The organism is Paenibacillus sp. JCM 18996 (genome assembly GCF_055392555.1).
On the sequence record NZ_AP043884.1, the window covers coordinates 748,138 to 771,875 of the forward strand.

Annotated in this window: 25 protein-coding genes; 24 read left to right on the top strand and 1 reads right to left on the bottom strand. The window is 54.5% G+C overall.

The window, feature by feature from the left end; all coding sequences use genetic code 11:
* Nucleotides 1-120: 120 nt before the first annotated feature.
* The 4 genes from ACZ5N7_RS03625 (at nt 121) to coaD (ending at nt 3,594) form a co-directional block, all read left to right on the top strand.
* Nucleotides 121-834, top strand: a complete 714-nt coding sequence (locus ACZ5N7_RS03625) for a response regulator transcription factor (RefSeq protein WP_464659128.1) — start codon at nt 121-123, stop codon at nt 832-834.
* Entirely contained in the window at nt 831-2,249 is a 1,419-nt protein-coding gene (locus ACZ5N7_RS03630; RefSeq protein WP_464657490.1) for a sensor histidine kinase, read from the top strand. Before ACZ5N7_RS03625 ends, ACZ5N7_RS03630 begins: the two co-directional genes overlap by 4 nt.
* Nucleotides 2,250-2,514: 265 nt before the next feature.
* Nucleotides 2,515-3,069 (top strand): 16S rRNA (guanine(966)-N(2))-methyltransferase RsmD, encoded by a 555-nt coding sequence (gene rsmD / locus ACZ5N7_RS03635; protein ID WP_464657492.1) that lies wholly within the window; start codon nt 2,515-2,517, stop codon nt 3,067-3,069.
* 24 nt (nt 3,070-3,093) lie between these two features.
* Nucleotides 3,094-3,594 carry a pantetheine-phosphate adenylyltransferase gene (gene coaD / locus ACZ5N7_RS03640; protein ID WP_464657494.1) on the top strand — a complete coding sequence of 167 codons (501 nt, stop codon included), beginning with the start codon at nt 3,094-3,096 and terminating at the stop codon, nt 3,592-3,594.
* A 15-nt stretch (nt 3,595-3,609) separates the two neighbouring features.
* Here coaD and ACZ5N7_RS03645 read toward each other — a convergent pair whose 3' ends face one another.
* The gene (locus tag ACZ5N7_RS03645) at nt 3,610-4,809 is read right to left on the bottom strand and encodes a nucleoside recognition domain-containing protein (RefSeq protein ID WP_464657495.1); all 1,200 of its coding nucleotides are present in this window, start codon (nt 4,807-4,809) and stop codon (nt 3,610-3,612) included.
* A gap of 133 nt (nt 4,810-4,942) precedes the next feature.
* Between ACZ5N7_RS03645 and ACZ5N7_RS03650 the strand changes: the two genes are divergently transcribed.
* The 20 genes from ACZ5N7_RS03650 (at nt 4,943) to rplS (ending at nt 23,697) form a co-directional block, all read left to right on the top strand.
* On the top strand, nt 4,943-6,070 hold the full coding sequence (locus ACZ5N7_RS03650; RefSeq protein WP_464657497.1) for a SepM family pheromone-processing serine protease: 1,128 nt from the start codon (nt 4,943-4,945) through the stop codon (nt 6,068-6,070).
* 124 nt (nt 6,071-6,194) lie between these two features.
* Nucleotides 6,195-6,704, top strand: a complete 510-nt coding sequence (locus ACZ5N7_RS03655; protein WP_464657499.1) for a YceD family protein — start codon at nt 6,195-6,197, stop codon at nt 6,702-6,704.
* 49 nt (nt 6,705-6,753) lie between these two features.
* A complete protein-coding gene (gene rpmF, locus ACZ5N7_RS03660; protein ID WP_464657500.1) occupies nt 6,754-6,927 on the top strand; it encodes a 50S ribosomal protein L32 in 174 nt (57 codons plus the stop codon).
* A gap of 290 nt (nt 6,928-7,217) precedes the next feature.
* Complete coding sequence (gene fapR, locus ACZ5N7_RS03665) at nt 7,218-7,763, top strand: transcription factor FapR (RefSeq protein WP_464659130.1); 546 nt, start codon at nt 7,218-7,220, stop codon at nt 7,761-7,763.
* Nucleotides 7,764-7,792: 29 nt separating this feature from the next.
* Nucleotides 7,793-8,803 carry a phosphate acyltransferase PlsX gene (plsX, locus tag ACZ5N7_RS03670; protein ID WP_464657501.1) on the top strand — a complete coding sequence of 337 codons (1,011 nt, stop codon included), beginning with the start codon at nt 7,793-7,795 and terminating at the stop codon, nt 8,801-8,803.
* A complete protein-coding gene (locus tag ACZ5N7_RS03675; RefSeq protein WP_464657503.1) occupies nt 8,793-9,779 on the top strand; it encodes a beta-ketoacyl-ACP synthase III in 987 nt (328 codons plus the stop codon). The genes plsX and ACZ5N7_RS03675 overlap by 11 nt, the downstream gene beginning before the upstream one ends.
* A 123-nt stretch (nt 9,780-9,902) precedes the next feature.
* Nucleotides 9,903-10,844 carry an ACP S-malonyltransferase gene (gene fabD / locus ACZ5N7_RS03680; protein WP_464657505.1) on the top strand — a complete coding sequence of 314 codons (942 nt, stop codon included), beginning with the start codon at nt 9,903-9,905 and terminating at the stop codon, nt 10,842-10,844.
* 35 nt (nt 10,845-10,879) lie between these two features.
* A complete protein-coding gene (gene fabG / locus ACZ5N7_RS03685; RefSeq protein WP_464657507.1) occupies nt 10,880-11,620 on the top strand; it encodes a 3-oxoacyl-[acyl-carrier-protein] reductase in 741 nt (246 codons plus the stop codon).
* 136 nt (nt 11,621-11,756) lie between these two features.
* Nucleotides 11,757-11,990 carry an acyl carrier protein gene (acpP, locus tag ACZ5N7_RS03690; RefSeq protein WP_464657509.1) on the top strand — a complete coding sequence of 78 codons (234 nt, stop codon included), beginning with the start codon at nt 11,757-11,759 and terminating at the stop codon, nt 11,988-11,990.
* A gap of 192 nt (nt 11,991-12,182) precedes the next feature.
* Nucleotides 12,183-13,421 (top strand): beta-ketoacyl-ACP synthase II, encoded by a 1,239-nt coding sequence (gene fabF / locus ACZ5N7_RS03695; protein WP_464657511.1) that lies wholly within the window; start codon nt 12,183-12,185, stop codon nt 13,419-13,421.
* A 47-nt stretch (nt 13,422-13,468) separates the two neighbouring features.
* The gene (rnc, locus tag ACZ5N7_RS03700) at nt 13,469-14,164 is read left to right on the top strand and encodes a ribonuclease III (protein ID WP_464657512.1); all 696 of its coding nucleotides are present in this window, start codon (nt 13,469-13,471) and stop codon (nt 14,162-14,164) included.
* 250 nt (nt 14,165-14,414) lie between these two features.
* The gene (gene smc / locus ACZ5N7_RS03705) at nt 14,415-17,993 is read left to right on the top strand and encodes a chromosome segregation protein SMC (RefSeq protein ID WP_464657514.1); all 3,579 of its coding nucleotides are present in this window, start codon (nt 14,415-14,417) and stop codon (nt 17,991-17,993) included.
* A gap of 122 nt (nt 17,994-18,115) precedes the next feature.
* On the top strand, nt 18,116-19,111 hold the full coding sequence (gene ftsY, locus ACZ5N7_RS03710; RefSeq protein ID WP_464657516.1) for a signal recognition particle-docking protein FtsY: 996 nt from the start codon (nt 18,116-18,118) through the stop codon (nt 19,109-19,111).
* 206 nt (nt 19,112-19,317) lie between these two features.
* On the top strand, nt 19,318-19,668 hold the full coding sequence (ylxM, locus tag ACZ5N7_RS03715; RefSeq protein ID WP_464657518.1) for a YlxM family DNA-binding protein: 351 nt from the start codon (nt 19,318-19,320) through the stop codon (nt 19,666-19,668).
* Nucleotides 19,669-19,723: 55 nt separating this feature from the next.
* Nucleotides 19,724-21,097, top strand: coding sequence for a signal recognition particle protein (gene ffh, locus ACZ5N7_RS03720; protein ID WP_464657520.1), 1,374 nt, complete (start codon nt 19,724-19,726; stop codon nt 21,095-21,097).
* Between the two features lie 62 nt (nt 21,098-21,159).
* Nucleotides 21,160-21,432 (top strand): 30S ribosomal protein S16, encoded by a 273-nt coding sequence (gene rpsP / locus ACZ5N7_RS03725; protein WP_464657522.1) that lies wholly within the window; start codon nt 21,160-21,162, stop codon nt 21,430-21,432.
* A gap of 20 nt (nt 21,433-21,452) precedes the next feature.
* Entirely contained in the window at nt 21,453-21,683 is a 231-nt protein-coding gene (locus ACZ5N7_RS03730) for a KH domain-containing protein (protein WP_464657524.1), read from the top strand.
* 230 nt (nt 21,684-21,913) lie between these two features.
* Complete coding sequence (rimM, locus tag ACZ5N7_RS03735; protein WP_464657526.1) at nt 21,914-22,435, top strand: ribosome maturation factor RimM; 522 nt, start codon at nt 21,914-21,916, stop codon at nt 22,433-22,435.
* Nucleotides 22,435-23,196: a tRNA (guanosine(37)-N1)-methyltransferase TrmD gene (gene trmD / locus ACZ5N7_RS03740; protein ID WP_464657528.1), complete on the top strand. Its 762-nt coding sequence runs from the start codon at nt 22,435-22,437 to the stop codon at nt 23,194-23,196. Before rimM ends, trmD begins: the two co-directional genes overlap by 1 nt.
* A gap of 159 nt (nt 23,197-23,355) precedes the next feature.
* On the top strand, nt 23,356-23,697 hold the full coding sequence (gene rplS, locus ACZ5N7_RS03745) for a 50S ribosomal protein L19 (RefSeq protein ID WP_464657529.1): 342 nt from the start codon (nt 23,356-23,358) through the stop codon (nt 23,695-23,697).
* Nucleotides 23,698-23,738 lie beyond the last annotated feature (41 nt).

Here is a 23,738-nt window from a genome sequence, read left to right on the forward strand (position 1 = left end):
TGAAGAGCGGCCGCGCCGCCGAATACTATAAGGTCCGGGATGCGTTCCCGGGCCTTATGTTTTTTTTACAAGGAATGGAACATCCTAAATAAAAGCGATAACGGTCCGGAGGAGATCATGATGAGCGCTAAAATTTTGATTGTAGAAGACGAGGAACAGATTGCCAGGCTGCTCAGCCTGGAGCTCACGCATGAAGGGTACGAGGTGGAGACCGCGGAAACCGGACGGGACGGCCTCGACAAAGCGCTGGAGCACCCGTGGGACTTGATCCTGCTGGATATTATGCTGCCCGGCTTAAACGGCATGGAGGTGCTCAGGCGCCTGCGGAATGTCGACGAGCTTACCCCCGTCATTTTATTGTCCGCACGGGATACGACGATTGATAAAGTGAGCGGCCTCGACCAGGGGGCGAACGATTATTTGACGAAGCCTTTTGAAATCGAGGAGCTGCTCGCCCGCATCCGCGCCTGCATCCGTACGCATCCCGCTACAGTCGAACGGCTTCAGCAGCAGCTTGTCGAGGAGGCCACCCAGCTGAGCGCGGACAGCCTGACCGTAGATATCCGGACCAGGGAAGTCCAGCGCGAAGACCGCAAAATCGAGCTGACCTCCACCGAGTTTGACCTGCTGGTCTTCCTGTTGGAGCATAAGAATGAGGTGCTTAGCAGGGAACAGATCATTTCGAAGGTCTGGGGCTATGACTTTATGGGGGACACCAATATTGTGGACGTGTACATCCGCTATCTGCGAAAAAAAATCGACCACGATTTTGACTCCAAGCTGATCCAGACGATCCGCGGAGTCGGCTATGCCATCAGGGTGAGCGGAGCATGAAGATCCGGAATAAAGTTGCCCTGCATACGTCCATATGGCTGCTCATTATACTCGTATTCGTCAACGTATTTGTAGGGATTCAATTTATAAGGCTGACCGTGAAAAATCAGGCGGGAACACTGCTGGAGCGGGCCCAGACGATTAAAGAAGACTTGGGTACGGCTGTGCTTCTGGAAAAGAATCAGGAGCAAGCGATCCGCAAATACCTTCCATCGGAGGGACTGATCCGTATTCTGGATTCTCGAGGCGAAATCCGCAACCAGTTGTATGAAGACATGGATTTACTGCAGGTTCCACCGAAATTTGACATTTCGCCGGGTTATGTCCTGCAAAGGTTCGATTCCCCGAAGGATAAGTCCAACCTGTTCGGGCAGAAGCTGGTTCTTGTGGTCTCAAGTCCGCTGTATGCCGGCACATTGCTCGTCGGATCGATCGAAATCGCCGTAAGGCAGTCCGATCTGGAGCAGTCTTTGGCCATTCTCATTTATGTGCTGCTGCTCTCCACGGTCGGCGCCCTAAGTTTATCCGTGCTCGGCGGTATTCTCGTTTCGAGATACATTGTCAAACCCATCACGCGGATGATCGAAACGATGGAACAGGTTGAGAGCTCGATGACCTTCAAAAGGCTTCCGGTACCCGCCGGCACCCGGGATGAGCTGGACAAGCTATCCTCTACTTTTAACCGGATGATGGACAGGCTCGAGGAAAGCTTTTTAAAGCAAAGGCAGTTCGTTTCGGACGCTTCCCATGAATTCAAAACGATGCTGACTATTATGGAAAGCTATGCCCATATGCTGCAGCGCTGGGGTATGAAGGACGAGAATGTGCTCCGCGAGGGGATTAACGTCATTTATAACGAATCGGTACGTATGAAGAAAATGACCCAGCAGCTGCTGGATCTTGCCTCCAGCGGAACGGAATCCTCCCTTGCGGTAACGGAGTTCAATCTGGTGCAGCTGTGCCACGAAACGGCCAAACTGATGGAGAAGCTGTACGACCGGGATGTGAAGGTGAACGCGAAGGAAAGCGTCTATGTCGAAGGCGACCCTTTGAAAATCAAGCAGCTGCTGATGATTCTTCTGGACAACGCGCTCAAATACAGCCAGAAGCCCGTCAAAATCCGCGTCGCTTACAGCGGTCCGGAGCAGGCGCTCCTGCAGATCATCGATTACGGCATCGGCATCCCTAAAGAGGAAAAAGACCTTATTTTCGAACGGTTCTACCGGGTGGATAAAGCGCGGCAGCGCAAGACCGGCGGCACCGGACTCGGCTTGTCGATCGCCAAAGCGCTGGTCAAGCAGCACAAAGGGACGATCCAGATCCAAAGTGAAGAGAACCAGGGCACAGAGGTGTCGATCCAGCTGCCGCGGAAGGCTGCGCACGAGCCGGCGGATGAGCAGCCGGGGCAACAATAAAACGGCGGCCATTTGCATGACCGCCTCATGGGAGAGGAGAAACCGGACGAAGAGCTTATGGGGAAACGTAAGCTTTCTCCGCGGTTGTCTACGACAATTTTCATGTCGATAATTTAAGCATTAACTGGAAAGAGCGAAAATATACATGCGCTTTACAAATTTTTTGTGAAATGAAACGGGAATATGGTACGATATCCATTAAAGCGCTGGCCGTATCCGAATCGGCGCAAGCGGCAGTCTACTCCTGGAAGCGGGTGGGAAAGCAATGAGAGTCATTTCGGGCAGGGCGCGGGGACGGTCGCTGAAGGCTGTGCCCGGCACAGGGACACGCCCAACGACGGACAAGGTGAAGGAAGCGGTATTTTCCATGATCGGACCTTATTTTGACGGAGGCGCAGTGCTCGACCTGTTTGCCGGCACGGGCGGCCTGGGCATTGAGGCGCTCAGCCGCGGCATGGACCAGGCGGTGTTTATCGACATCGAGAAAAAGAGCATCGATATCATTCAGGAAAATTTGCGCGGAACCGGCTTTACGGAGCTCTCGGAAGTTTACCGCAACGAAGCGGGAAGAGCGCTGAAAGTGTTGGCCAAAAGGGGAGCCTCGTTCGACCTGGTGTTTCTGGATCCGCCTTACCGGTTGAAATCGATCGAGGAGCTCGTTCAAACTATGGAGACAGGCGGTCTGCTCCGGCCCGGAGCCATCCTTGTCATCGAAAGCGACGCGGCGGACGTGTACGACCATGCGATCGGCGGGGTCGGTTTCGACCGCAGGTCGGTGTATGGGGATACAGCGATTTCTATTTATCAATACATAGAATAACCCATAAGAGGAGTTGAAGCACAAATGCATGCCACACCCTCAGTAAAGACAGCCGTTTATCCGGGCAGTTTCGACCCGGTCACTTTGGGGCATCTGGATATTATCCAGAGAGCTTCCAAAATTTTCGACAAACTGATCGTTGCCGTCCTTAATAATTCTTCCAAGAATCCGCTGTTTTCAGTTGAAGAGAGGATCGAGCTGCTGGGCCAAGTGACAAGCCATCTGCCGAACGTGGAGGTCGACGGATTTCGGGATCTTTTGATCAGATATATGAACGCCAAGCAAGCCCATGTTATCGTCAGAGGACTCCGAGCCGTATCGGACTACGAACATGAACTGCAGCTGGCTGCGACGAACCGAGCCATGAACGAGGAGGTGGAGACGTTGTTCCTGACATCCTCGCCGAATTATTCCTTTCTTAGCTCCAGCATTGTCAAGGAGATCGCGAAGTATAATGGCCCTGTGGCAGATCTGGTGCCCGCTGAGGTGGAGGCGGCCTTGCGCCGCAAATATCAGGACAGCTGACGCAGCCTGAACCCGCTATGCCCCGTCCGGCGCCTTATGAAACAGTGCCACAAGGATTGACACTGCGAGCATGGCCAGGATAAACAGCCCTCCGGCCGCGAACATCCCGGGCAGAAGCTTGACGAAGTTTGCCGCACGGAAAGAATAGGAGAGCCCCTCATGCCGGGCGCCAAAGACAGTGAGGCTCGTTCCGAGCCAGTAGTTCATCGGCGTCCACAGGGCTGCGGTCAGCACGACGGCCAAGCCGGAATGAACGAGCCTGAACAGCGCGAATCGGGAGTAGCGCAGCCCGCTGCCTTGGAGCAGGCTCTTCGCCTGGAGATGGGAGGACAAACCGCCCCATCCGAGCAGCGCTCCCAGCGCCGCTGTCTGGAACAGCGCGGGCAGTCCCGGTGCGTTCGTCAACGCGAAAGAGCCCAGGTGCACCTCAAGCATTCCCGACATCAGCCGCTCAGCGAGAGGGAAATGCCTGGCGATGCCGGTCAATCTGATTACATGAAGCAGTACGGAGAACATGATCATATATCCGCCGATAAGCATCAGCGACTGGATGGAAGAGGTGACGGAGTCGCCCAGCAGCCTGCCGAAGCTTCGGCCGTCTTTCAGTTGGGCCTCTTTCATGGCGGTCAGGCTTCTCGCAACCAGCGAACCCTGTGCGGTCCGGTTTGTTTCTTCTACACGGCTGCCCGGCTTCCCTCTCCATAGAAGCCCTGTCAAGAAAGCCGATAAATAATGCACCAGAGCCAGGATTACGCCCAGCTTCGGGTTGTGGAGGAATCCAGTTCCGATGACGGTGACCATTAAAACAGGAGAGCTGAGATGGGAAACGCCAAGCAGCTTCTCCGCTTCTTTATGCGTTAGCAGCCGCTGCTTTTGCAGCTGTGCGGTGACGGCCGCTCCGGAGGGTTGTCCCGCGGTAAAGCCCATGGCCAGCGCCCAGCCGCCTATCCCCGGAATGCCGAACAGCAGCCGCATGAGCGGTTCCATCAGCGCGCCCAAGCCGTGCACCAAACCGAATCCGATGCAAAGCTCCGACAGGATGAGAAACGGCAGCAGAGCCGGGAACACAAAGTTCCACCAGATCGAGAGACCTTCGAGCGAGGACCGGAAGGCGGCATCCGGGAACAGGATAATCATGACCACTACCGCAGCTGCAAGGAAACCTAACAGTAAAGTTACGTAAGGGCCGCGGTCCTTCGTTTTTATGTTCGGCATTGTATTTTTCTCCCATCGTGATCCGTTAAGGCTTTTCTAAATACGTACGCCGGCTGCCAGCGGTTTAGACCACACCTGTCCAACATACAATAGATACAATGGGCAAAAGCTTGCCGGAAGGAAGGAGCTTTATATGAAAGAAGAAAGTAAACAAACGGATCTCCACCCCGGTCGCGGCCGGCGCACCCGCATGAAAAAACTGCCCCTCCTTCTTTCGGTTCTTCTGGGCTTGATTTTATGCTATGTGCTGGTCTTCATGCCCCTTCCTTTTTATATATTGAAGCCCGGCACTTCGGAGCCTATCAAGCCGATGGTGTCGGTCAAAAATCCGCAAGGGGAGGAAAAGGGCAATTTTATGCTCACTACGGTGTGGGTAGCCCAGTCGAATGTGGTTAATTATTTGTACGCGCTTGCGGACCCTTACCAGGAAATCAGGCCCAAATCCTCGCTGTATGAAAAAGGGGAGTCGGAGAAGGAATACAACGAGCGCCAGGAATACATCATGATGGAGTCGCAGAGCAGCGCCATTCGCAACGCTTACCAAAAGGCAGGAATCCCTTACAAAGTCGTCAGCGACGGCGTGATGGTGCGCAAAGCCGAACCGGGCACGCCTGCAGCGGAGGTTCTTGTTCCCGGAGATTACATCGTCAAGGTGAATGATACGCCCATCAAGGACAGAAAGGACCTGGACAGCATCATCGGCGTCAAAAAGCCGGGCGACACGATCCAGGTCACCTACAAACGCGCGAAGGAAGAGCAAACCGCGCCCATTGCGCTAGTCTCTTCCAAGTCGGTGCAGCCCGACGGCCCCGGTGCGAACGATGTGGAGAGGACCATTCTCGGAATCCAGCCGGCCGTGATCCAGAAAATCAGCGCGGAGGATCCCGGCAAACAAGTGGAAATCAAAGCGGGAGAAATCGGGGGGCCCTCGGCCGGGCTAATGTTCACGCTTGAGATCCTGAATCAGCTGCAGCCCGGGGATCTGACCAAAGGATACCGGATTGCGGGAACCGGAACGATAGACGACAAGGGCAATGTCGGGCCCATCGGCGGCATTCAGCACAAGATTATTGCGGCGGACAAACAAAGGGCAGAGATCTTTTTTGCTCCGAAGGATATTTCGATCCCTGGCTCGGGTACAGTGAACAACTATTCCGACGCGGTGCAGCGGGCGAAGCAAATTCACTCCCCGATGAAGGTCGTGCCGGTCGGCACCGTCGACGACGCGCTCAAGTATTTGGAGGCCCTGCCCGCAAAATAGGCTGAACCCGGCAGGTAAAGGCTCGTCCGGGCAAAGAATTTGTTTTCGAATGTAAAGCTGAAAATGTTGACAAAATAGAATGAATATCGATATAATAATCGTTGTCTGTTTGGGGTGATCATAAATGCAAATTCATATTAAAGAGTTGGCGTCCAAAGCGAAACCCGTCCAATGGACGGAATCATTGGATCTGACCCCGCTGCTCAAAGAGCGATCCGATCTTATCGAGTTCGGGCCGGTGCACGCCGATCTGCAGGCAGGCTACAACGCCGGTGCGGTGGAAGTGGACGGAACGTTAAAGGCCAGCATTACCCAGCCTTGTTCCCGATGTTTGACTCCTGTGAAGCATGAACTGAATATTCCGCTGCACGAAGTGTTTATCCAGCGGCTAACCGAGGGCTCGGACGAGGATGAGGAAGACAACGTCCACCACATCACCGAAGACTCGATTGATTTAATGCCTTATGTGGAAGAGAATGTGCTGCTTGCCATTCCTTTCGTTCCCTTGTGCGATGAGGACTGTAAAGGCCTGTGTCCGGTATGCGGCGTGAACCGCAACGAACAGCCCTGCGACTGCAGTCAGGAGAAGATCGATCCGAGGCTGGCGGGTTTGGCGGACTTTTTTAAATCATAACATGGAATCACGGAATTGTATTTTGAATTATTGTAAGGAGGTGTTAAATATGGCAGTACCTCAGAGAAGAACGTCCAAGACCCGTCGCGACAAGCGTCGTACTCACTTCAAGCTGGAGGTTCCGGGCATGGTTAAATGTGATCAATGTGGTGAATTGAAAGCAGCTCATCACGTTTGCAAAGTGTGCGGTTCCTATAAAGGAAGAGAAGTTGTTAAACAATAATGTCATGAAACGGCGCTCCGGGACGGGGGCGCCGTTTTTTGGTTGTGAAGGAACTTATGAGTTTCGGCGGCGGTGGAGAAGTGCTGGTAAATCAAATTTTGAAGGATACTGCGGCGTGAACGCAAAAAAAAAAGACCCCCCCGATTGTGGCACAGTTTTTGCGTTGGGACATTTTTGCGGACTTGGCAATTGTGCGTATTTTATATATACTACGATTAGTATCTGGTAATAAGACAACGTACTATACGAGCCGGACTGCGCAGACACAGGGGGTGACGGCCATCGAACGGATGCCGAAACGGCAGCGCCAGCAGGAGTTGGCCCAAGCCATTAAAGATAACCCTTTTATAACCGATGAGGAATTGACCAAGCTGTTCCGTGTCAGCATCCAGACGATCCGGCTGGACCGGCTGGAACTGGGAATTCCCGAACTGAGGGAGCGCATCAAATTGATGGCCGAGTCTTACGACGAGGTAAGATCCCTGCCTTTAAGCGAGGTCATCGGCGAAGTGATCGACCTGCAGCTTGACAAGAGCGGCATCTCGATGTTTGAAATCAAGGAAGAGCATGTGTTCAGCAGAACGCAAATCGCCCGTGGGCATCACATATTTTCTCAGGCCAACTCCCTGGCTGTCGCGATCATTAACGATGAAATTGCGCTGACCGCGTCTGCAGAGCTGAGGTTCATCCGATCCGTGAAGCTGCACGAAAAATGCGTCGCCAAAGCTTACGTCCGATCGAAATCGAAAGGCAAAGCTAAAGTGGAAGTGCTGACGTATGTGGGTGAGGAACTTGTGTTTGAAGGAAATCTTCTCATTGTACACTCGGCGAAATAACGGTTATAGGCGATAAGGGGGAAAACTTTGTGCGGATTGCTGTTGACGCCATGGGGGGAGACCACGCTCCTTCGGCTGTTGTGGAAGGAGCCGTCGCTGCGGCGAAGGAATGGAACGATGTGCGCATTCTGCTGGTCGGCGACAAGGCGCAGATTGAGCCTTTTTTAAAGGAAAAGCCCGATAATATCGACATTATCCATGCGGACGAGACGATCACCGCGGAAGACGAGCCTGTGAAAGCCGTTCGAAGGAAGAAGAACGCTTCGATGGTTGTGGCGGGAAGGCTTGTTCGCGAACAGGAGGCGGATGCGATGATTTCCGCCGGAAACACCGGCGCTCTGATGGCAACCGGTTTGCTGATCATCGGCCGCATCAAGGGGATCGAGCGGCCTGCGCTCGCCCCGATGCTTCCCTCCGTGGACGGCCGGGGGACGCTTGCTCTCGATCTGGGCGCGAATATGGATGCTTCGCCGGAGAATCTGGTTCAGTATGCGGTCATGGGCAGCATTTACCGCAGCAGGGTGCACGGCATCGACAAGCCCCGCGTCGGCCTGCTGAATGTGGGGACGGAAGCGGGAAAAGGAAATGACCTGACGAAGGCGGCTTTTCCTTTGCTGGAGCAGGCGCCGATTCATTTTGTGGGCAATGTGGAGGCCCGCGATATTCTGAACGGCCCGTGCGATGTGGTCGTTTGTGACGGATTTGCGGGCAATATTATGCTGAAATCGATCGAGGGGGCGGCGGGAACGATTTTTTCCATGCTAAAGCAGGAGTTCACGCGGACTTGGTACAACAAGCTGGCGGCGGCGATTTTGAAGTCGGGCCTCAAGCAGTTCAAGAATAAGCTGGATTACTCGGAGCACGGGGGTGCACCGCTGCTTGGCATCGACGGATTGTGCATGAAAAGCCACGGCTCCTCGGATGCGAACGCCTTCAGGAACGCGATACGCCAGACCAGGACGGCACTGCAAAACAGGCTGGTGGAGTCGATTTCCCGAGAAATCAACGTAGAGAAGCGAGGAGAAACGGATGAACGTTAAACCGGTGGGTATATTGGGTACCGGAAAGTATGTGCCGGAACGGGTATTGACGAATGAACAGCTGGAAACCATGGTGGAAACCAACAACGAGTGGATCGTAACGCGCACGGGGATCCGCGAAAGAAGGATCGCCTCCGCCGAGCAGGCCTCTTCAGACTTGGCGCTTGCGGCGTCGGAGCTGGCACTGAAGAATGCCGGCATTACCGCGGACCAACTGGATTTGATTATTGTGGCTACAGTGACTCCCGACATGTCGTTTCCTTCGACCGCCTGTATCCTGCAGGACAAACTTGGGGCTAAAAAGGCCGCGGCTTTCGATTTGTCCGCTGCATGCTCCGGGTTTATATATGGTCTCGCGAACGCGGCGAATTTTATCGCGGTAGGGACGTATAAATATGCGCTGGTGATAGGAGCGGAGTGCCTGTCCAAAATCACAGACTACACCGACCGGAATACCTGCATACTGTTCGGCGACGGAGCTGGCGCGGTCGTGATCGGGGAAGTACCTGAAGGCCGCGGCTTCCGATCCTTTGAACTGGGGGCGGACGGCTCGGGGGGAGAGCTGCTGAAAATCAGCGGCGGCGGCTCCCGCTTACCGGTTTCGGAGGAAACTCTGAGTGCCGGGCACCATTACATTCAGATGGCAGGAGCGGACGTGTTCAAATTTGCTGTAAGAATCATGGGATCGGCCGCGGAAGAAGCTTTGGCCAAAGCGGGAATTGCCCGTGAAGACATCGATCTGCTCGTTCCCCATCAAGCCAATATACGGATTATCCAATCCGCCTTGAACAGGCTGGAGCTGCCCGAGGAAAAGTGTATGATCAATCTGGATAAATACGGCAACGTCTCTGCGGCTTCGATCCCTATCGCTCTGGCTGAAGCGGTCGAGCAGCAGCGCGTGAAAGAAGGCGATACGGTCGTGCTGGTCGGCTTCGGCGGCGGATTGACCTGGGGGGCTTCCGTCATCGTCTGGTAATTCGGAGAACCGCAGGCCAATGAACGGCCATGGAAAATGCGGGGCACGCAGGTTTATCGCCGGCACTTGGCTGGCAACTGCGGCCCAATATAAAAGCATCATTCGGAAAGGAATGGTTACGTGGTGAAGGGCAAAATCGCTTTTGTCTTTCCCGGCCAAGGCGCTCAAGCCGTTGGCATGGGAAAAGACCTGTTTGAGGCCAATCAGGCTGCAAAGCATGTTTTCGAGCGCGCGGACCGGGTCATTGGCGGCGGGCTTGTGGAGCTTATCTTTAACGGGCCCGAGGAAATGCTGAAAAGAACCTATCATACGCAGCCGGCCCTTTTAACCGTGAGCACGGCATTCCTGGAAGCGTTCAGGGAGTCGGGGATCTCCCCCGATTATGTCGCGGGCCACAGCCTCGGGGAGTACAGCGCGCTCGTGGCTGCCGGGGCAATTGAATTCGAGGACGCTTTGCGGACGGTTCGTTCCCGCGGCCAATTCATGGAGGAAGCCGTGCCCGACGGGCAGGGGGCGATGGCCGCCGTGCTGGGCGCCGAAAGGGAAGCGTTGGCCGAGCTGTGCCGCATCGTGACGAAAGAAGCCGGAACAGTGGAGATGGCGAACATCAACTGTCCGGGGCAGATCGTGGTTTCGGGCTCCAAGGAAGGGGTGCAGGCAGTAGTGGACCGCGGCAAAGAAGCCGGGGCCAAGCGGGTGATCCCTCTGGAAGTGAGCGGCCCTTTCCACTCTTCGTTAATGAATCCGGCGGCTGGCAGAATGCTGAAGGTAATCTCCGGGCTGCAAGTGAAGCGGCCCGCTGTGCCGGTGATCGCCAATGTGACCGCCAAGCCTTGCGAGGACACGGACGAGATCAAGCAGCTGCTGGTGGAACAAGTCGTTTCGCCCGTGCTTTGGGAAGACTCGGTGCAGTGGCTGCTCGGGCAAGGTGTCCGGACTTTCATAGAGCTGGGCTCCGGGACGGTGCTGGCAGGCCTGATCAAAAAGATCGACCGCACCGTTGAGGTCGTCTCGATCAACAGCCTGGATTCGCTTGAAAAATTTCATGCCGATATCGGCGCCTAAATCGCATGAGCAGTGGAACAGGAGGAGAAAATCCTATGCTTCAAGGGAAAACAGCTTTAGTGACCGGCGCATCCAGAGGGATTGGCCGGGCCATCGCCCTGCAGCTCGCTGATGCGGGAGCAGACGTCGCCGTCAATTATGCCGGAAGTGAAAACGCAGCCGCAGAGGTGGTGCGGGAGATCGAGGCGATGGGACGCAGGGCGTTCAGGGTGCGCGCCGACGTCAGCCAGGCAGCCGAAGCGGAAGCGATGGTGGCTGAGGCGTTGGAAACTTTCGGAAAATTGGATATACTGGTGAATAATGCCGGGATTACCCGCGACAACCTCATCATGCGCATGAAGGAAGAAGAATTCGATCAGGTCATCGCCACCAACTTGAAGGGCGTGTTCAACTGTATTAAAGCCGTTACGCGTCCCATGATGAAGCAGCGCTCCGGAAGGATCATCAATATATCCTCCGTTGTGGGGGTGTTGGGCAATCCGGGCCAGGCCAACTATGTTGCCGCCAAAGCCGGAGTCATCGGCTTGACCAAGGCCACAGCGAGAGAGCTGGCCTCCAGGGGAATTACCGTCAATGCGGTGGCTCCGGGTTTTATCGAGACCGATATGACGGATAAGCTGAGTGCAGACACCCGGTCCGCGCTGCTCACGCAAATTCCGCTGAACCGGCTGGGACAGCCGGACGATATTGCCAGAGCGGTGAGGTTTCTTGCTTCCGACGACGCCTCTTATATGACAGGCCAGACTATACACGTCGACGGCGGAATGTATATGTAGATATAACCCCGCAAAGCGACGTGAAGCTTCGGAGTGAAGTCCGTGTACTTTGCGGGGAGCCCAGAAAAACATAGAAAAGAGGGCTATGGTAATTTGTTCTCAGTTTTCGTATAATACCATGGAGGAGGTGAGCCGGATGTCCGACGTTTTGGATCGCGTTAAGCGAATTGTAGTCGATCGTCTTGGAGTGGAAGAGTCTGAAATCTCTCTCGAAGCATCATTTAAAGAGGATTTAGGTGCTGATTCCTTAGATGTAGTAGAATTGGTTATGGAATTGGAAGATGAGTTTGATATGGAAATCTCTGACGAAGACGCAGAGAAAATTACGACTGTAGGAGAAGTTGTTGATTACATAAAATCACATACCTAGGTTTTCAGCCTTTGAAGCTCCGGCGGTTAACCGTTTGGCGGGAGCCGTCGGATTCAAACGTTGTCAACATGTAAAGTCCCGTCCTTAAACAGCGGGACTTCTCCTTTATTTCCGGTCCTCGTCAAAGCTTATTTATGCTTACACAGGACTTATAATATATATAATATAACGGGCTCATAGAGGTGGTGCGAGATGAAACGCAGAGTTGTAATAACCGGGATGGGCGTCATGACCTCCATAGGCAAGGATTTGGATACTTTTTGGGGCAGCCTTATGGAAGGAAAGTCCGGCGTCTCGAGAATCGAATCTTTTGACGTCAGCGAGTACAGTACCCAGATTGCCGCTGAAATCAAGGATTTCAATCCGGAAGATTATTTGGATAAAAAAGAAGCGCGCCGAATGGACCGTTTTGTCCAGTTTGCCGTGGTTGCAAGTGAAATGGCCCTTAAGGATTCCGGTTTGACGATCGGCGGCAATATTGATGCGGAACAGATCGGCGTATCGGTGGGATCCGGAATCGGCGGGCTGGGCACGTGGGAAGAGCAGCATAAGATTTTGCTTGAAAAAGGCCCCAAGCGCGTTTCCCCGTTCTTTATCCCGATGATGATCGCCAACATGGCTTCCGGCCAGATATCCATCACTACAGGGGCCAAAGGTCCGAATACGACCACGGTCACCGCCTGCGCAACAGGCTCGAACTCCATTGGGGATTCCTACAAGCTGATCCAGATGGGTGAAATTGACGCCATGATCTGCGGCGGAGCGGAATCCACGATACGGCCGACAGGCTTGGCGGGATTCTGTTCAATGAGAGCGATGTCCACGCGCAACGACGCTCCCGAGAAAGCGAGCCGTCCATATGATATCGACCGCGACGGTTTTGTGATGGGTGAAGGCGCCGGAGTGCTCATTGTCGAGTCATTGGATCATGCGTTGGCGAGGGGCGCGAAAATCTATGCCGAAGTGATAGGATACGGCATGAGCGGCGACGCCTACCATATCACAGATCCGGATCCTGACGGCGCAAGACGGTGTATGTTGATGGCGCTTAGAGACGCCGGCATCGATCCGGAGGAAGTGGATTACATCAACGCGCACGGCACGTCTACTTCTGTGGGCGACAAATCCGAAACGACCGCGATCAAGAATACTTTCGGAGACCACGCATACAAGCTGGCGGTTTCTTCAACCAAATCGATGACCGGCCATCTGCTGGGAGCGGCTGGAGGGGTTGAGGCGGTAGTGTGCGCCCTGACACTTCAGAACGGAATCATCCCTCCGACGATCAACCTGGATAACCAGGATCCGGAATGCGATCTGGACTATGTTCCGAATCAGCCCCGTAAAGCGGATGTGAAGATGGCGTTATCCAACTCCTTCGGTTTCGGAGGACATAACGCGACGATTATCCTCAAAAAATACGAAGCATAAATTACCGCCTCAGGAGAAAATTAATACTATATTGAGGTGGTGGACAGATGCATCAGGATCTTCAACAGCTTCAGCAAAAGCTGGGAATTTCGTTTGCCGGCAAGGATGTGCTTAAGCAGGCTTTTACACATTCATCCTATGTCAACGAACACCGGGCGACTCACCCGACGGATAATGAACGGTTGGAGTTTTTGGGGGACGCCGTGCTCGAGCTCACCGTTTCGGAGTATCTGTACAACCGGTATCCTGAGAAGGCGGAAGGGGAATTGACCAAGCTTAGGGCCTCCATCGTATGTGAGCCTTCGTTGGTCGGTTTTGCCCAGGACCTTGATTTCGGCTCGTATATTTTTCTGGGAAAAGGCGAGGAGCTGACCGGCGGACGTACCCGTCCTTCATTGTTGGCGGACGTCTTTGAGTCGTTTATCGGCGCGCTTTACCTGGATCAGGGGCTGGAAGCGGTGCAGTCTTTTTTACGGCGGCATATGTTTCCAAAGCTTGCGGATGAGGAACAAAGCAAAGTCGTTGATTACAAGACGATGCTGCAGGAATATGTTCAACAGCAGGGCATGGGCGTACTCGAGTACCGCATCGTAGAGGAACGGGGCCCCGCGCACGAAAGGGAATTCGTCTCGGAAGCCGGGATGAACGACCGGACGCTGGGCCGGGGAATCGGAAGGTCCAAGAAGGAAGCCGAGCAGCAGGCGGCCGCACAGGCGCTGAAAAAGCTGGCCGGTGAGCAATAGAAGACAAGCAGCAGAACGGGGAAGCCGGTTTTGCTGCTTTTTGTTTGCCGCGGGTAATCTTCCGGGATCACCGCAAAGCAAAGTATTCGGATGAGCTTCGAAGGGTTAACGCCACTGTGAGGGCAATGTCGGCAGCACTTTGCTCTAACCGCTCAGGCTCCGATGCTTCACGCCACTTTGTCGGTTAATATAGCCTTTGGGCATAGAGCGAAGCGTAACGATATGTTACAATAGCGTTGAGGTGAGTCATTTGTTTTTGAAGCGTATCGAGCTTTCCGGTTTCAAGTCCTTCGCGGACAAGACGGAGCTGGAATTTGTGAAAGGGATCACGGCTGTCGTCGGACCGAACGGGAGCGGCAAAAGCAACATTTCGGACGGCATCCGCTGGGTGCTGGGGGAACAAAGCGCGCGGTCTTTGCGGGGCGGAAAGATGGAAGATATTATTTTTGCCGGCAGCGACGCGAGAAAAGCTGTGAACTTCGGTGAAGTGTCTTTAACGCTGGACAACGGCGACGGGGCGCTTTCTTTGGATTTTGCGGAAGTGACGGTTACGCGCAGGGTCCACCGCAGCGGGGACAGTGAATATTTTATCAACAGACAGGCCTGCCGTTTAAAAGATATTACAGAGCTGTTCATGGACACAGGTATCGGCAAAGAGGCTTATTCCATTATAGGACAGGGCCGGATCGAAGAAATTCTAAGCACGAAATCGGAGGACCGACGGGTTATTTTTGAAGAAGCGTCGGGAATCGTCAAATATAAATCGCGCAAGAAGGAAGCCGAGAAGAAGCTTGGGGACACGGAGCAAAATCTGCTGCGGATCCACGACCTGGTGTCGGAGCTGGAAGACCAGATCGAGCCCCTTCGCAACCAGGCCCGGAAGGCCGTGGAATTCAAGAAGCTGAAGGAAGAGCTTAAGCACAGTGAAATTGCGATGTACGTCTACCAAATCGAGCAAATTTACATATCGTGGAGCGCAGCCAAGGAAAAAATGGCCGAGCTGGAGGAGAAGCAGGTGCAGCTGGCCTCGATCGTCAATCAGCATGACGCCAAGCTGGAAAAGCACCGCTATGAAACCCGCAGGCTGGAGCAGGAGCTGGAGACGCTGCAGGGCCATTTGCTGCAGATCAGCGAGGATTTCGAGAAATGCGAAGGGCACGGAGAGCTGTTGAAGGAGCGCCGAAGGAATATGGCCGCGAACCAAAGCCAGCTGGAGCAGACGGTGACCGCGCAGGAGGTCCGGATCAAGGAACGAACAGCTGAAATTGAGGCGATGCGGGAAAAAATCATCAGGAGGTCGGTGGAGCTCGCCGAGTTTCAGGCGAAGCTTACGCGGGAGGAGGAACGGCTGCTGGGCGTGACGGGCGGCATTTCCTCCACTGCGGAGGACCATTTGAAGTCGGAGCTGCTGGAAAAGCTCAACCAGATGGCGCAGACGCGCAACGAGATCCGCTACGCGGAGCAGCAAATGGAGAGCATCAAGCGAAGGCTGGACAAGCTGGGCGAAGACCATGCCAGATGGCTCGAGCAGAAGGAGCAGGCGGGCGGTCGCCGAAAGGAGCTCAAGGCCAAGCTGGAGGAAGCGGTGCAGCGGATCGAAGAGGTCCGCACACGGTACGTGGACGTGACCCACGCTTTGAAAAATAAGCAGGCTCAGGTGGACGAGTTGCAGGGCACGGTGCGGAAGTGGGAGCAGCGGATTGACGCTCTCGTCTCCCGCAGGGATACGATGGTAGAGATGCAGAACGACTACGACGGCTTTATGCACGGGGTCAAAGAGGTGCTGAAAGCCAAGAACCGTCCCGACGGGCTGCGAGGCATACACGGCGCGGTGGCGGAGCTGGTCAAGGTTCCCGCGAAGGTGGAAATTGCGATAGAGACGGCTCTGGGCGGAGCGCTGCAGCATGTCGTCGTCGGCAGTGAAGCCGAGGGACGCGAGGCGATTTCGTTCTTAAAGCGGAGACAGCTCGGAAGGGCGACCTTCCTGCCTTTGGACGTCATCCGCGGAAGGACGGTGCCGGACGGAGAACGGAAGATACTTGGGAGTACGCCCGGTTTTGTCGGCCTTGGCGTGGACCTTATTTCGTTCGATGAAACTTATCGCCCGATTTTCTCCAGCCTGCTCGGCCATGTTGTGATTGCGGAAACTTTGGAGGATGCGAACCGGCTTGCGGCTAAAGGACAGTACCGCTACCGGGTTGTGACGCTCGAAGGGGACGTCGTCAACCCAGGAGGATCGATGACGGGAGGCAGCCAGCAGAAAAAGACGACCAGCCTGCTCGGCCGGCAGCGCCTGATCGACGAGATGGGCGCGGAAATTCGTAACACAGAAGCTGGGCTGGAGACACTGAAGGCGGACGCTTCCCGGATCAAGCACGATATTACGACAGATATGATGACGATGGAAGGTCTGCGCCAGGAGGGGGAACAGAAGCGTATCGAGGAGCAGCAGGTAAGGGCTGAGCTGAACTCGCTCGAATCGGAGTTCAAACAGATCGAGAACCAGCTGGCGGCGTACAAGCAGGAAAGCGAGATGTTCGGCCTGGAGACGCAGGATTTCCAGGCTAAGAAGGCTGATGCGGAAGCGGCGCTTGCGAAGCAGCATCAGGAGGAAGCCGACCTGCAGGAGGCTATCCGCCAGGCCGAGATTGCGCGCAAGGCGAGCGAATCCCAGAAGGAAGAGCTGCAGGAGCAGCTCACGGAACTGAAGGTAAGCGTGGCGGCAGCCGCTCAGGAAAGGGCAACGCTTTCGGAGCAGCAGCGCCGTTCCGAAAGCGAGCTCCAGTCGCTGGGCGGGGAGCTCGCCTCCAACCTGCAGCTGCTGGAGCGGCTGCAGCGGGACCGAGAAGCGAACGAGAGCGAACTGTCGCGGCAGCTTGAGGAGCTGGACTCGCTCAGGCAGCGTAAGCAGAAGTGCACGGAGCAGATCGAGTTCAAGCGGGCGGAGCGCTCGGAATGGGTGCGCAAGCTGGAGCAGGAGGAGAGCCATACGCGCGAGCAGCGCAGCGAATTGAAGCAGGTCGAGGAACAGCTGAGACAGACGGAGGTGCGCGTGAACCGTCTGGATGTGGAGCTGGAGAACCTGCTCAAGAAGCTGTCGGAGGAGTATTTCTTGAGCTTCGAGCTGGCGAAAGAACGATACAAGGTGCCTGAGGACATCGAGGCGGCCCAAACCACGTTGAAGGAGCTGAGGCGCGGAATCTCCGCGTTAGGCGATGTGAACCTCGGGGCGATTGATGAATTCGAACGCGTCAATGAGCGCTATCAGTTCCTGAATGAGCAGAAGAACGACCTGATCGAAGCGAAAACGACGCTCTACAACATCATCCGGGAAATCGACGGCGAAATGTCCAAACGGTTCCGGACGACCTTCGACGAAATCCGCAAGCACTTCGTCGTCGTTTTTGCGAAACTGTTCGGCGGCGGGAGGGCCGACCTGATTCTTTCGGAGCCGGACAACCTGCTGACGACCGGTATCGAAATTGTCGCTCAACCGCCTGGCAAAAAGCTGCAGAACCTGCAGCTGCTTTCAGGCGGAGAGCGTGCCTTGACGGCGATCGGGCTGCTGTTCTCGATTCTGCGCGTCAAGCCGGTTCCGTTCTGCGTGCTGGATGAAGTTGAAGCTGCGCTCGATGAAGCTAACGTGTCCCGCTTCGCCGAATACCTGCGCGAATTCTCCGAGCAGACGCAGTTCATCGTCGTCACCCACCGCAAAGGAACAATGGAAGAGGCCGACGTGCTTTACGGTGTGACGATGCAGGAAGGCGGAGTGTCCAAGCTCGTATCCGTGCGACTGGAGGACGAAGAAGCGATGATTCCGGCGTCCTGACGAAGCTGTCCCGGGACAGGAGAAGCTTTCCGGGAACCGGTTGTCCAGAGGCCTTGTATATTCTCTAGCTTTTAACCGATTGTTGCTCGGGATCAAATCAGATAAACTTTGGAGGCTATACGATGAGTTTTTTCAAAAAGCTGAAGGAAAGTATTTCGAGCAAGACCGAGGCGGTCACTTCCAAGTTTAAAGACGGGTTGACCAAGACCAGGACGGCGTTTGTGGAGCGTGTGGAGGATTTGATCTTACGCCGGAAAAAAATCGACGAAGAGTTCTACGAGGAGCTTGAGGAAATTCTGATCGGAGCCGACGTGGGGATTTCCACAGTGATGGACCTGATCGACGATTTGCGGGCGGAGGTGCGCAAGCGGAAGATCGAGAACGCGGCCGAGCTGCAGCCGGTGCTGTCCGAGAAGCTGGTCGGCTTGCTCAAGGGAGACGAGGACAGGTCGCTGCGCATGGCGTCCGAAGGGTTGACAGTCATCCTGTTCGTCGGCGTCAACGGTGTCGGCAAAACCACCACCATCGGCAAAATGGCGCACCGCTTCAAATCCGAAGGCAAGAAAGTGCTGCTTGCCGCCGGCGACACGTTCAGGGCCGGAGCGATCGAGCAGCTTGAGACTTGGGGCCAGCGCGCCGGCGTTGACGTGATCAAGCAGTCTGCGGGCTCCGACCCTGCCGCGGTTATGTTCGATGCCGTCCAGGCCGCCAAAGCGAGAGGCGCGGACATTCTGCTGTGCGATACGGCAGGCCGCCTGCAGAACAAAGTGAACCTGATGGAGGAGCTTAACAAGATTTACCGCGTGCTTGGCCGGGAGGTGCCCGGAGCTCCGCACGAGGTGCTGCTGGTGCTCGACGCGACTACAGGCCAGAACGCGCTGAACCAGGCGAAGACGTTCGGCGACAAAACGGGCTTGACCGGCCTGGTGCTCACTAAACTGGACGGCACGGCCAAAGGCGGGATAGTAATCGCCATCCGCCAGGAGCTGGATATTCCGGTCAAATTCGTCGGCCTGGGGGAGAAGATGGACGACCTGCAGCCGTTCGACTCCGAACAGTTCGTTCACGCACTGTTTGCCGGTTTGATCAGCGAGGAAGCCGAGAAAGAAGAGGTGTAACGCCACAACGTACGCCTCTCCCGGCACGCGTTGTGGAGTTGCACGGCTGGTGGTCTCCCGCCACTGCAGCCCGGCGGAAGTTAGACAGCGGCACTATTCGATGCGTGGTTAACACTGACAAGGTTTAATACTTGACAACCGTCCGCAGATTGGGTACACTAGTCAATGTTGCTGTAAAGTGTTTTACGTTAACGGGGGCGAACGACTTGACCGATGATCATGTATTGGAGAAAACCAATCGAATCAACAGGCTGTTCGACTTTTACGAGCCGCTGCTGACCGAGAAGCAGCAGATGTTTCTCAAGCATTATTTCCATGACGATTATTCGTTAGGGGAAATTGCGGCCGAATTTAGCATCAGCAGACAGGCTGTCTACGAGCACATCAAACGTGCCGAACAGACGCTGACCGATTATGAAAGCAAGCTTGGGCTCGCAGCCAAGCACGAGCACAGAACGCAGATCGCGAATCGGCTGGATTCTGCGCTTGAGCGGCTGTCTGAGGACTCCGGCTCCTTGCGCGAGCTAAGGTCTTTAATCCGGGAAATGCTGGATTAGAGGATTCCACATAAATATGATGATGAAGTTCAGCAAATGAAAGAGGTGATCATTCATGGCATTCGAAGGTTTGGCAAGCCGTTTGCAGAATGTGTTCAGCAAGCTGAAAAGCAGAGGAAAGCTTACTGAAGAAGATGTGAATGAAGCCCTTCGCGAGGTTCGCCTGGCCCTGCTGGAAGCGGACGTCAACTTTAAGGTGGTTAAAGATTTTGTAGCCAAAGTCAAAGAGCAGGCGATCGGACAGGAAGTGCTGAAAAGCTTCACTCCCGGAATGATCGTCGTGGATATTGTAAATAAACAGCTGACCGAACTGATGGGAGGCACGCAGAGCAAGCTGGCGAAAGCGAACAAGCCTCCTACGGTCATTCTGATGGCGGGCCTACAGGGTGCCGGTAAAACAACCGCATCCGGGAAGCTGGCGCTTATGCTGAAGAAGCAGAATCACCGCCCTCTGCTGGTGGCAGGCGATATTTACCGTCCCGCCGCGATCAAGCAGCTGCAGGTGCTCGGTGAGCAGCTCAAAGTTCCCGTTTTCTCCATGGGGGATCAGACCAGTCCGGTGGAGATCGCAGCCAAGGGTTTGGAATTTGCAAGAGAAAATAACCACGACTACATGATTATCGATACAGCGGGCCGCTTGCATGTCGATGAAAGCCTGATGGAAGAGATCACAAACATCCGCGAAGCGGTTAACCCTGATGAAATCCTGCTGGTCGTCGATGCGATGACGGGCCAGGATGCGGTCAATGTGGCCGAAAGCTTCCACAAGCAGCTGGAGCTGACGGGCGTCGTGCTGACAAAGCTGGACGGCGACACCCGCGGCGGCGCAGCCTTATCGGTTAAAGCGGTCACCGGCTGTCCCATCAAGTTTGTCGGTATGGGCGAAAAGATGGATCCGTTGGAGCCGTTCTACCCCGACCGGATGGCCTCCAGGATCCTCGGTATGGGCGACGTACTCTCGCTTATCGAGAAAGCACAAGCCGGAATTGACGCGGACAAGGCCAAGGAGATGGAGCGCAAGATGCGCAACGCCGAATTTACGTTCGACGATTTCCTCGAGCAGATGGAGCAGGTGAAGAAGCTCGGGCCTTTGGACCAAATTCTCGATATGCTGCCGGGAGCCGGTCAAATGAAAGGCATGAAGGACTTGAAGGTGGACGATAAACAGATCGGCAAGATTACGGCGATCGTCCGTTCGATGACGAAGGAAGAGAAGTCCAAACCCGAGATGATCAATGCAAGCCGCAGAAAGCGGATCGCTCTCGGAAGCGGCAATTCCTTGCAGGATGTGAATCGTTTCATCAAGCAGTTTGAAGATATGCGCAAGATGATGAAGCAGTTCTCGGGCATGATGAACCCGAAAGGCATGAAAGGCATGAAGGGCTTGGCCGGCAAGCTGGGCAAAGGCTTCAAGTTCCCGTTCGGTTGAGGCCATCTTGACTTTGTGGGGACATTACAATAAGTGAATTTTATGTAGGAGGTGAATTTTTCATGGCAACACGCATTCGTCTAAAACGTATCGGTGCTCACAAAGCGCCTTTCTACCGTTTGGTAGTTTCTGATTCCCGTTCTCCGCGCGACGGACGTTTTATCGAGGAAATCGGTACTTACAACCCGGTCGCACAACCGGCTCTTGTCAACATCGATGAAGAGAAAGCGTTGAAATGGCTGCAAAGCGGCGCTCAAGCTTCCGATACCGTGCGTTCCCTTTTCAGCAAGGCAGGCATTCTGACAAAGTTCCACGAGCTTAAGCAGCAGAAATAATCTGTTGTTCGGAGGGTACGATGAAGGATCTGATTACCGTTATCGCTAAAGCGTTAGTCGACTACCCCGATGAGGTGCGTGTGAATGTGGTTGAGAACGACGCATCCAAAGTTTACGAACTGTCCGTCCATCCTTCGGATGTGGGCAAGATCATCGGCAAACAAGGACGCATCGCCAAAGCCCTTCGTACGGTAGTCACCTCGGCGGCGGTCAAAGAGACGAAGCGCGTCTCCGTCGAGATTGTCTCTTAAGTTTTCTTGATAGAAGCAAGGGTTAGGATCCGTCCTAGCCTTTTTCTTCTATTCCCGGGGACGCTTAAGACTCATTGTTCCACTCACACAAAAGTTCGGACGTTCCTATGACCTCGGGTTGAGCTAATGAAAGTTCGCACGTTTCCCATCACCCCGGGGTTCAAGTTCATGAAAGCTCGGACGTTCCGTTCCTTGCGGGTTTAAGTTAATTTGAGACGGAGGATACGGCATTGAAATCAAATTTATATACGGTAGGCAAAGTGGTGAACACGCACGGCATCAAAGGCGAGCTCAAGGTAGTGCCGCAGACCGATTTTCCGGATATCCGCTTCACCAAAGGCAGCAGGCTCGTCCTGTTTCATCCGGAGCAGCATACCGCCGTACCTGTTGTGGTGGAAAGCGCTCGAGAGCATAAAAATATGCACATGGTTCTTTTCCAGGGCATGAATGATATCAATGTTGTGGAAAAATATAAAGGCTGGCTGCTAAAAGTTACGGAAGACGAGCTTGTGGACCTGGAAGAGGACGAGTATTACTATCACGAGATCATTGGCTGCACGGTGGTGACAGATGAAGGGGAAGAGCTCGGCACGGTGGAAGAGATTCTGAGCCCGGGAGCCAACGACGTATGGGTGGTGAAACGCCCGAAAGGGAAGCCGGTCCTTCTTCCCATCATTGACGAAGTTCTTCTGGATGTGGATGTTGAGCGGAAGCTGGTGAAGGTGCATATCATGGAAGGATTAATCGATTGATGAAAATTGACGTATTGAGTTTGTTTCCGGCTATGTTCGAAGGCGTGTTCTCTTCCAGCATTCTGGGGAAAGCGAGAGATAAGAATATCGTGTCCCTGAATGTCATCAACTTTCGCGATTACGCAGGCAACAAGCATAATACTGTGGACGATTACCCGTACGGCGGCGGCGGTGGAATGGTACTGAAAGCGGAACCGGTGTTCTCGGCCGTTGAAGCTCTGCAGTCGGCAGACGGCGTTCGCCCGCGCGTTATACTGATGTGTCCCCAAGGGGAGCGTTTTACGCAGGAAAAAGCGGAGGAGCTCGCAGCAGAGCGGCATCTTGCGTTCATCTGCGGACACTACGAAGGGTATGACGAGCGGATCCGCCAGCATTTGGTGACGGACGAGCTGTCGATCGGGGATTACGTGCTGACCGGCGGAGAGCTGCCTGCCATGGTGATCATCGACAGTATCGTGCGTCTGCTGCCGGGCGTTCTGGGGAACGAGCTGTCCGCCGTTACGGATTCGTTCAGCACCGGTTTACTTGAGTATCCGCACTATACGAGACCGGTCAAGTTTCGCGATTGGGAAGTGCCTGAGGTGCTTCTGTCCGGACATCACGAAAATGTCGCGGCCTGGCGGCGCAGAGAGTCGTTGAAGCGCACGCTGCAGCGGAGGCCGGAGCTGCTCTCGCGGATTGAGCTGACCAAGGCGGACAGGCAGTGGCTGGAGGAGCTCAAACGGGAACTTGAGTCGGAAGCTGGAGAAAATGGCGGCTAGCAGGAAGCGAAACTTAATATTGTGTTTTAATGGTCGTTGTGGTAATATATCTTCTGTTATGATTGTTTTTTAATACGGTGGTCCTCTACGCGCTGACAGCTGAGATCCTTGCATTCATAGAAGCGGAATGAACACCTGTGTGGAAGGAGGGAGTCATGTATGAATCTGATTCAAGAAATTACGAGAGAGCAGCTGCGCCAAGACCTGCCGAATTTCCGTCCGGGGGACACTCTCAAGGTACACGTTAAAGTTATCGAGGGATCCCGCGAGCGTATTCAGCTTTTCGAAGGTGTAGTTATCCAGCGCCGCGGCGGCGGCATCAGCGAAACCTTCACTGTTCGTAAAATCTCTTACGGTGTAGGCGTTGAAAGAACTTTCCCGCTTCACTCTCCGAAGATTGATAAGATCGAAGTGGCTCGCCGTGGTAAGGTCCGTCGTGCGAAGCTTTATTATCTTCGCAGCCTGCGTGGTAAAGCAGCGAGAATTCAAGAAATTCGATAACGTAACCGGGGGCTTGGTAACAAGTCCCCTTTCGTTTTCTT

Coding starts and splice junctions, on each gene's coding strand:
- ACZ5N7_RS03625 (WP_464659128.1), top strand. CDS start 121: ATGAGCGCTAAAATTTTGATTGTAGAAGACGAGGAACAGATTGCCAGG.
- ACZ5N7_RS03630 (WP_464657490.1), top strand. CDS start 831: ATGAAGATCCGGAATAAAGTTGCCCTGCATACGTCCATATGGCTGCTC.
- rsmD (WP_464657492.1), top strand. CDS start 2,515: ATGAGAGTCATTTCGGGCAGGGCGCGGGGACGGTCGCTGAAGGCTGTG.
- coaD (WP_464657494.1), top strand. CDS start 3,094: ATGCATGCCACACCCTCAGTAAAGACAGCCGTTTATCCGGGCAGTTTC.
- ACZ5N7_RS03645 (WP_464657495.1), bottom strand. CDS start 4,809: ATGCCGAACATAAAAACGAAGGACCGCGGCCCTTACGTAACTTTACTG.
- ACZ5N7_RS03650 (WP_464657497.1), top strand. CDS start 4,943: ATGAAAGAAGAAAGTAAACAAACGGATCTCCACCCCGGTCGCGGCCGG.
- ACZ5N7_RS03655 (WP_464657499.1), top strand. CDS start 6,195: ATGCAAATTCATATTAAAGAGTTGGCGTCCAAAGCGAAACCCGTCCAA.
- rpmF (WP_464657500.1), top strand. CDS start 6,754: ATGGCAGTACCTCAGAGAAGAACGTCCAAGACCCGTCGCGACAAGCGT.
- fapR (WP_464659130.1), top strand. CDS start 7,218: ATGCCGAAACGGCAGCGCCAGCAGGAGTTGGCCCAAGCCATTAAAGAT.
- ACZ5N7_RS03675 (WP_464657503.1), top strand. CDS start 8,793: ATGAACGTTAAACCGGTGGGTATATTGGGTACCGGAAAGTATGTGCCG.
- fabG (WP_464657507.1), top strand. CDS start 10,880: ATGCTTCAAGGGAAAACAGCTTTAGTGACCGGCGCATCCAGAGGGATT.
- acpP (WP_464657509.1), top strand. CDS start 11,757: ATGTCCGACGTTTTGGATCGCGTTAAGCGAATTGTAGTCGATCGTCTT.
- fabF (WP_464657511.1), top strand. CDS start 12,183: ATGAAACGCAGAGTTGTAATAACCGGGATGGGCGTCATGACCTCCATA.
- rnc (WP_464657512.1), top strand. CDS start 13,469: ATGCATCAGGATCTTCAACAGCTTCAGCAAAAGCTGGGAATTTCGTTT.
- ftsY (WP_464657516.1), top strand. CDS start 18,116: ATGAGTTTTTTCAAAAAGCTGAAGGAAAGTATTTCGAGCAAGACCGAG.
- ffh (WP_464657520.1), top strand. CDS start 19,724: ATGGCATTCGAAGGTTTGGCAAGCCGTTTGCAGAATGTGTTCAGCAAG.
- rpsP (WP_464657522.1), top strand. CDS start 21,160: ATGGCAACACGCATTCGTCTAAAACGTATCGGTGCTCACAAAGCGCCT.
- ACZ5N7_RS03730 (WP_464657524.1), top strand. CDS start 21,453: ATGAAGGATCTGATTACCGTTATCGCTAAAGCGTTAGTCGACTACCCC.
- trmD (WP_464657528.1), top strand. CDS start 22,435: ATGAAAATTGACGTATTGAGTTTGTTTCCGGCTATGTTCGAAGGCGTG.
- rplS (WP_464657529.1), top strand. CDS start 23,356: ATGAATCTGATTCAAGAAATTACGAGAGAGCAGCTGCGCCAAGACCTG.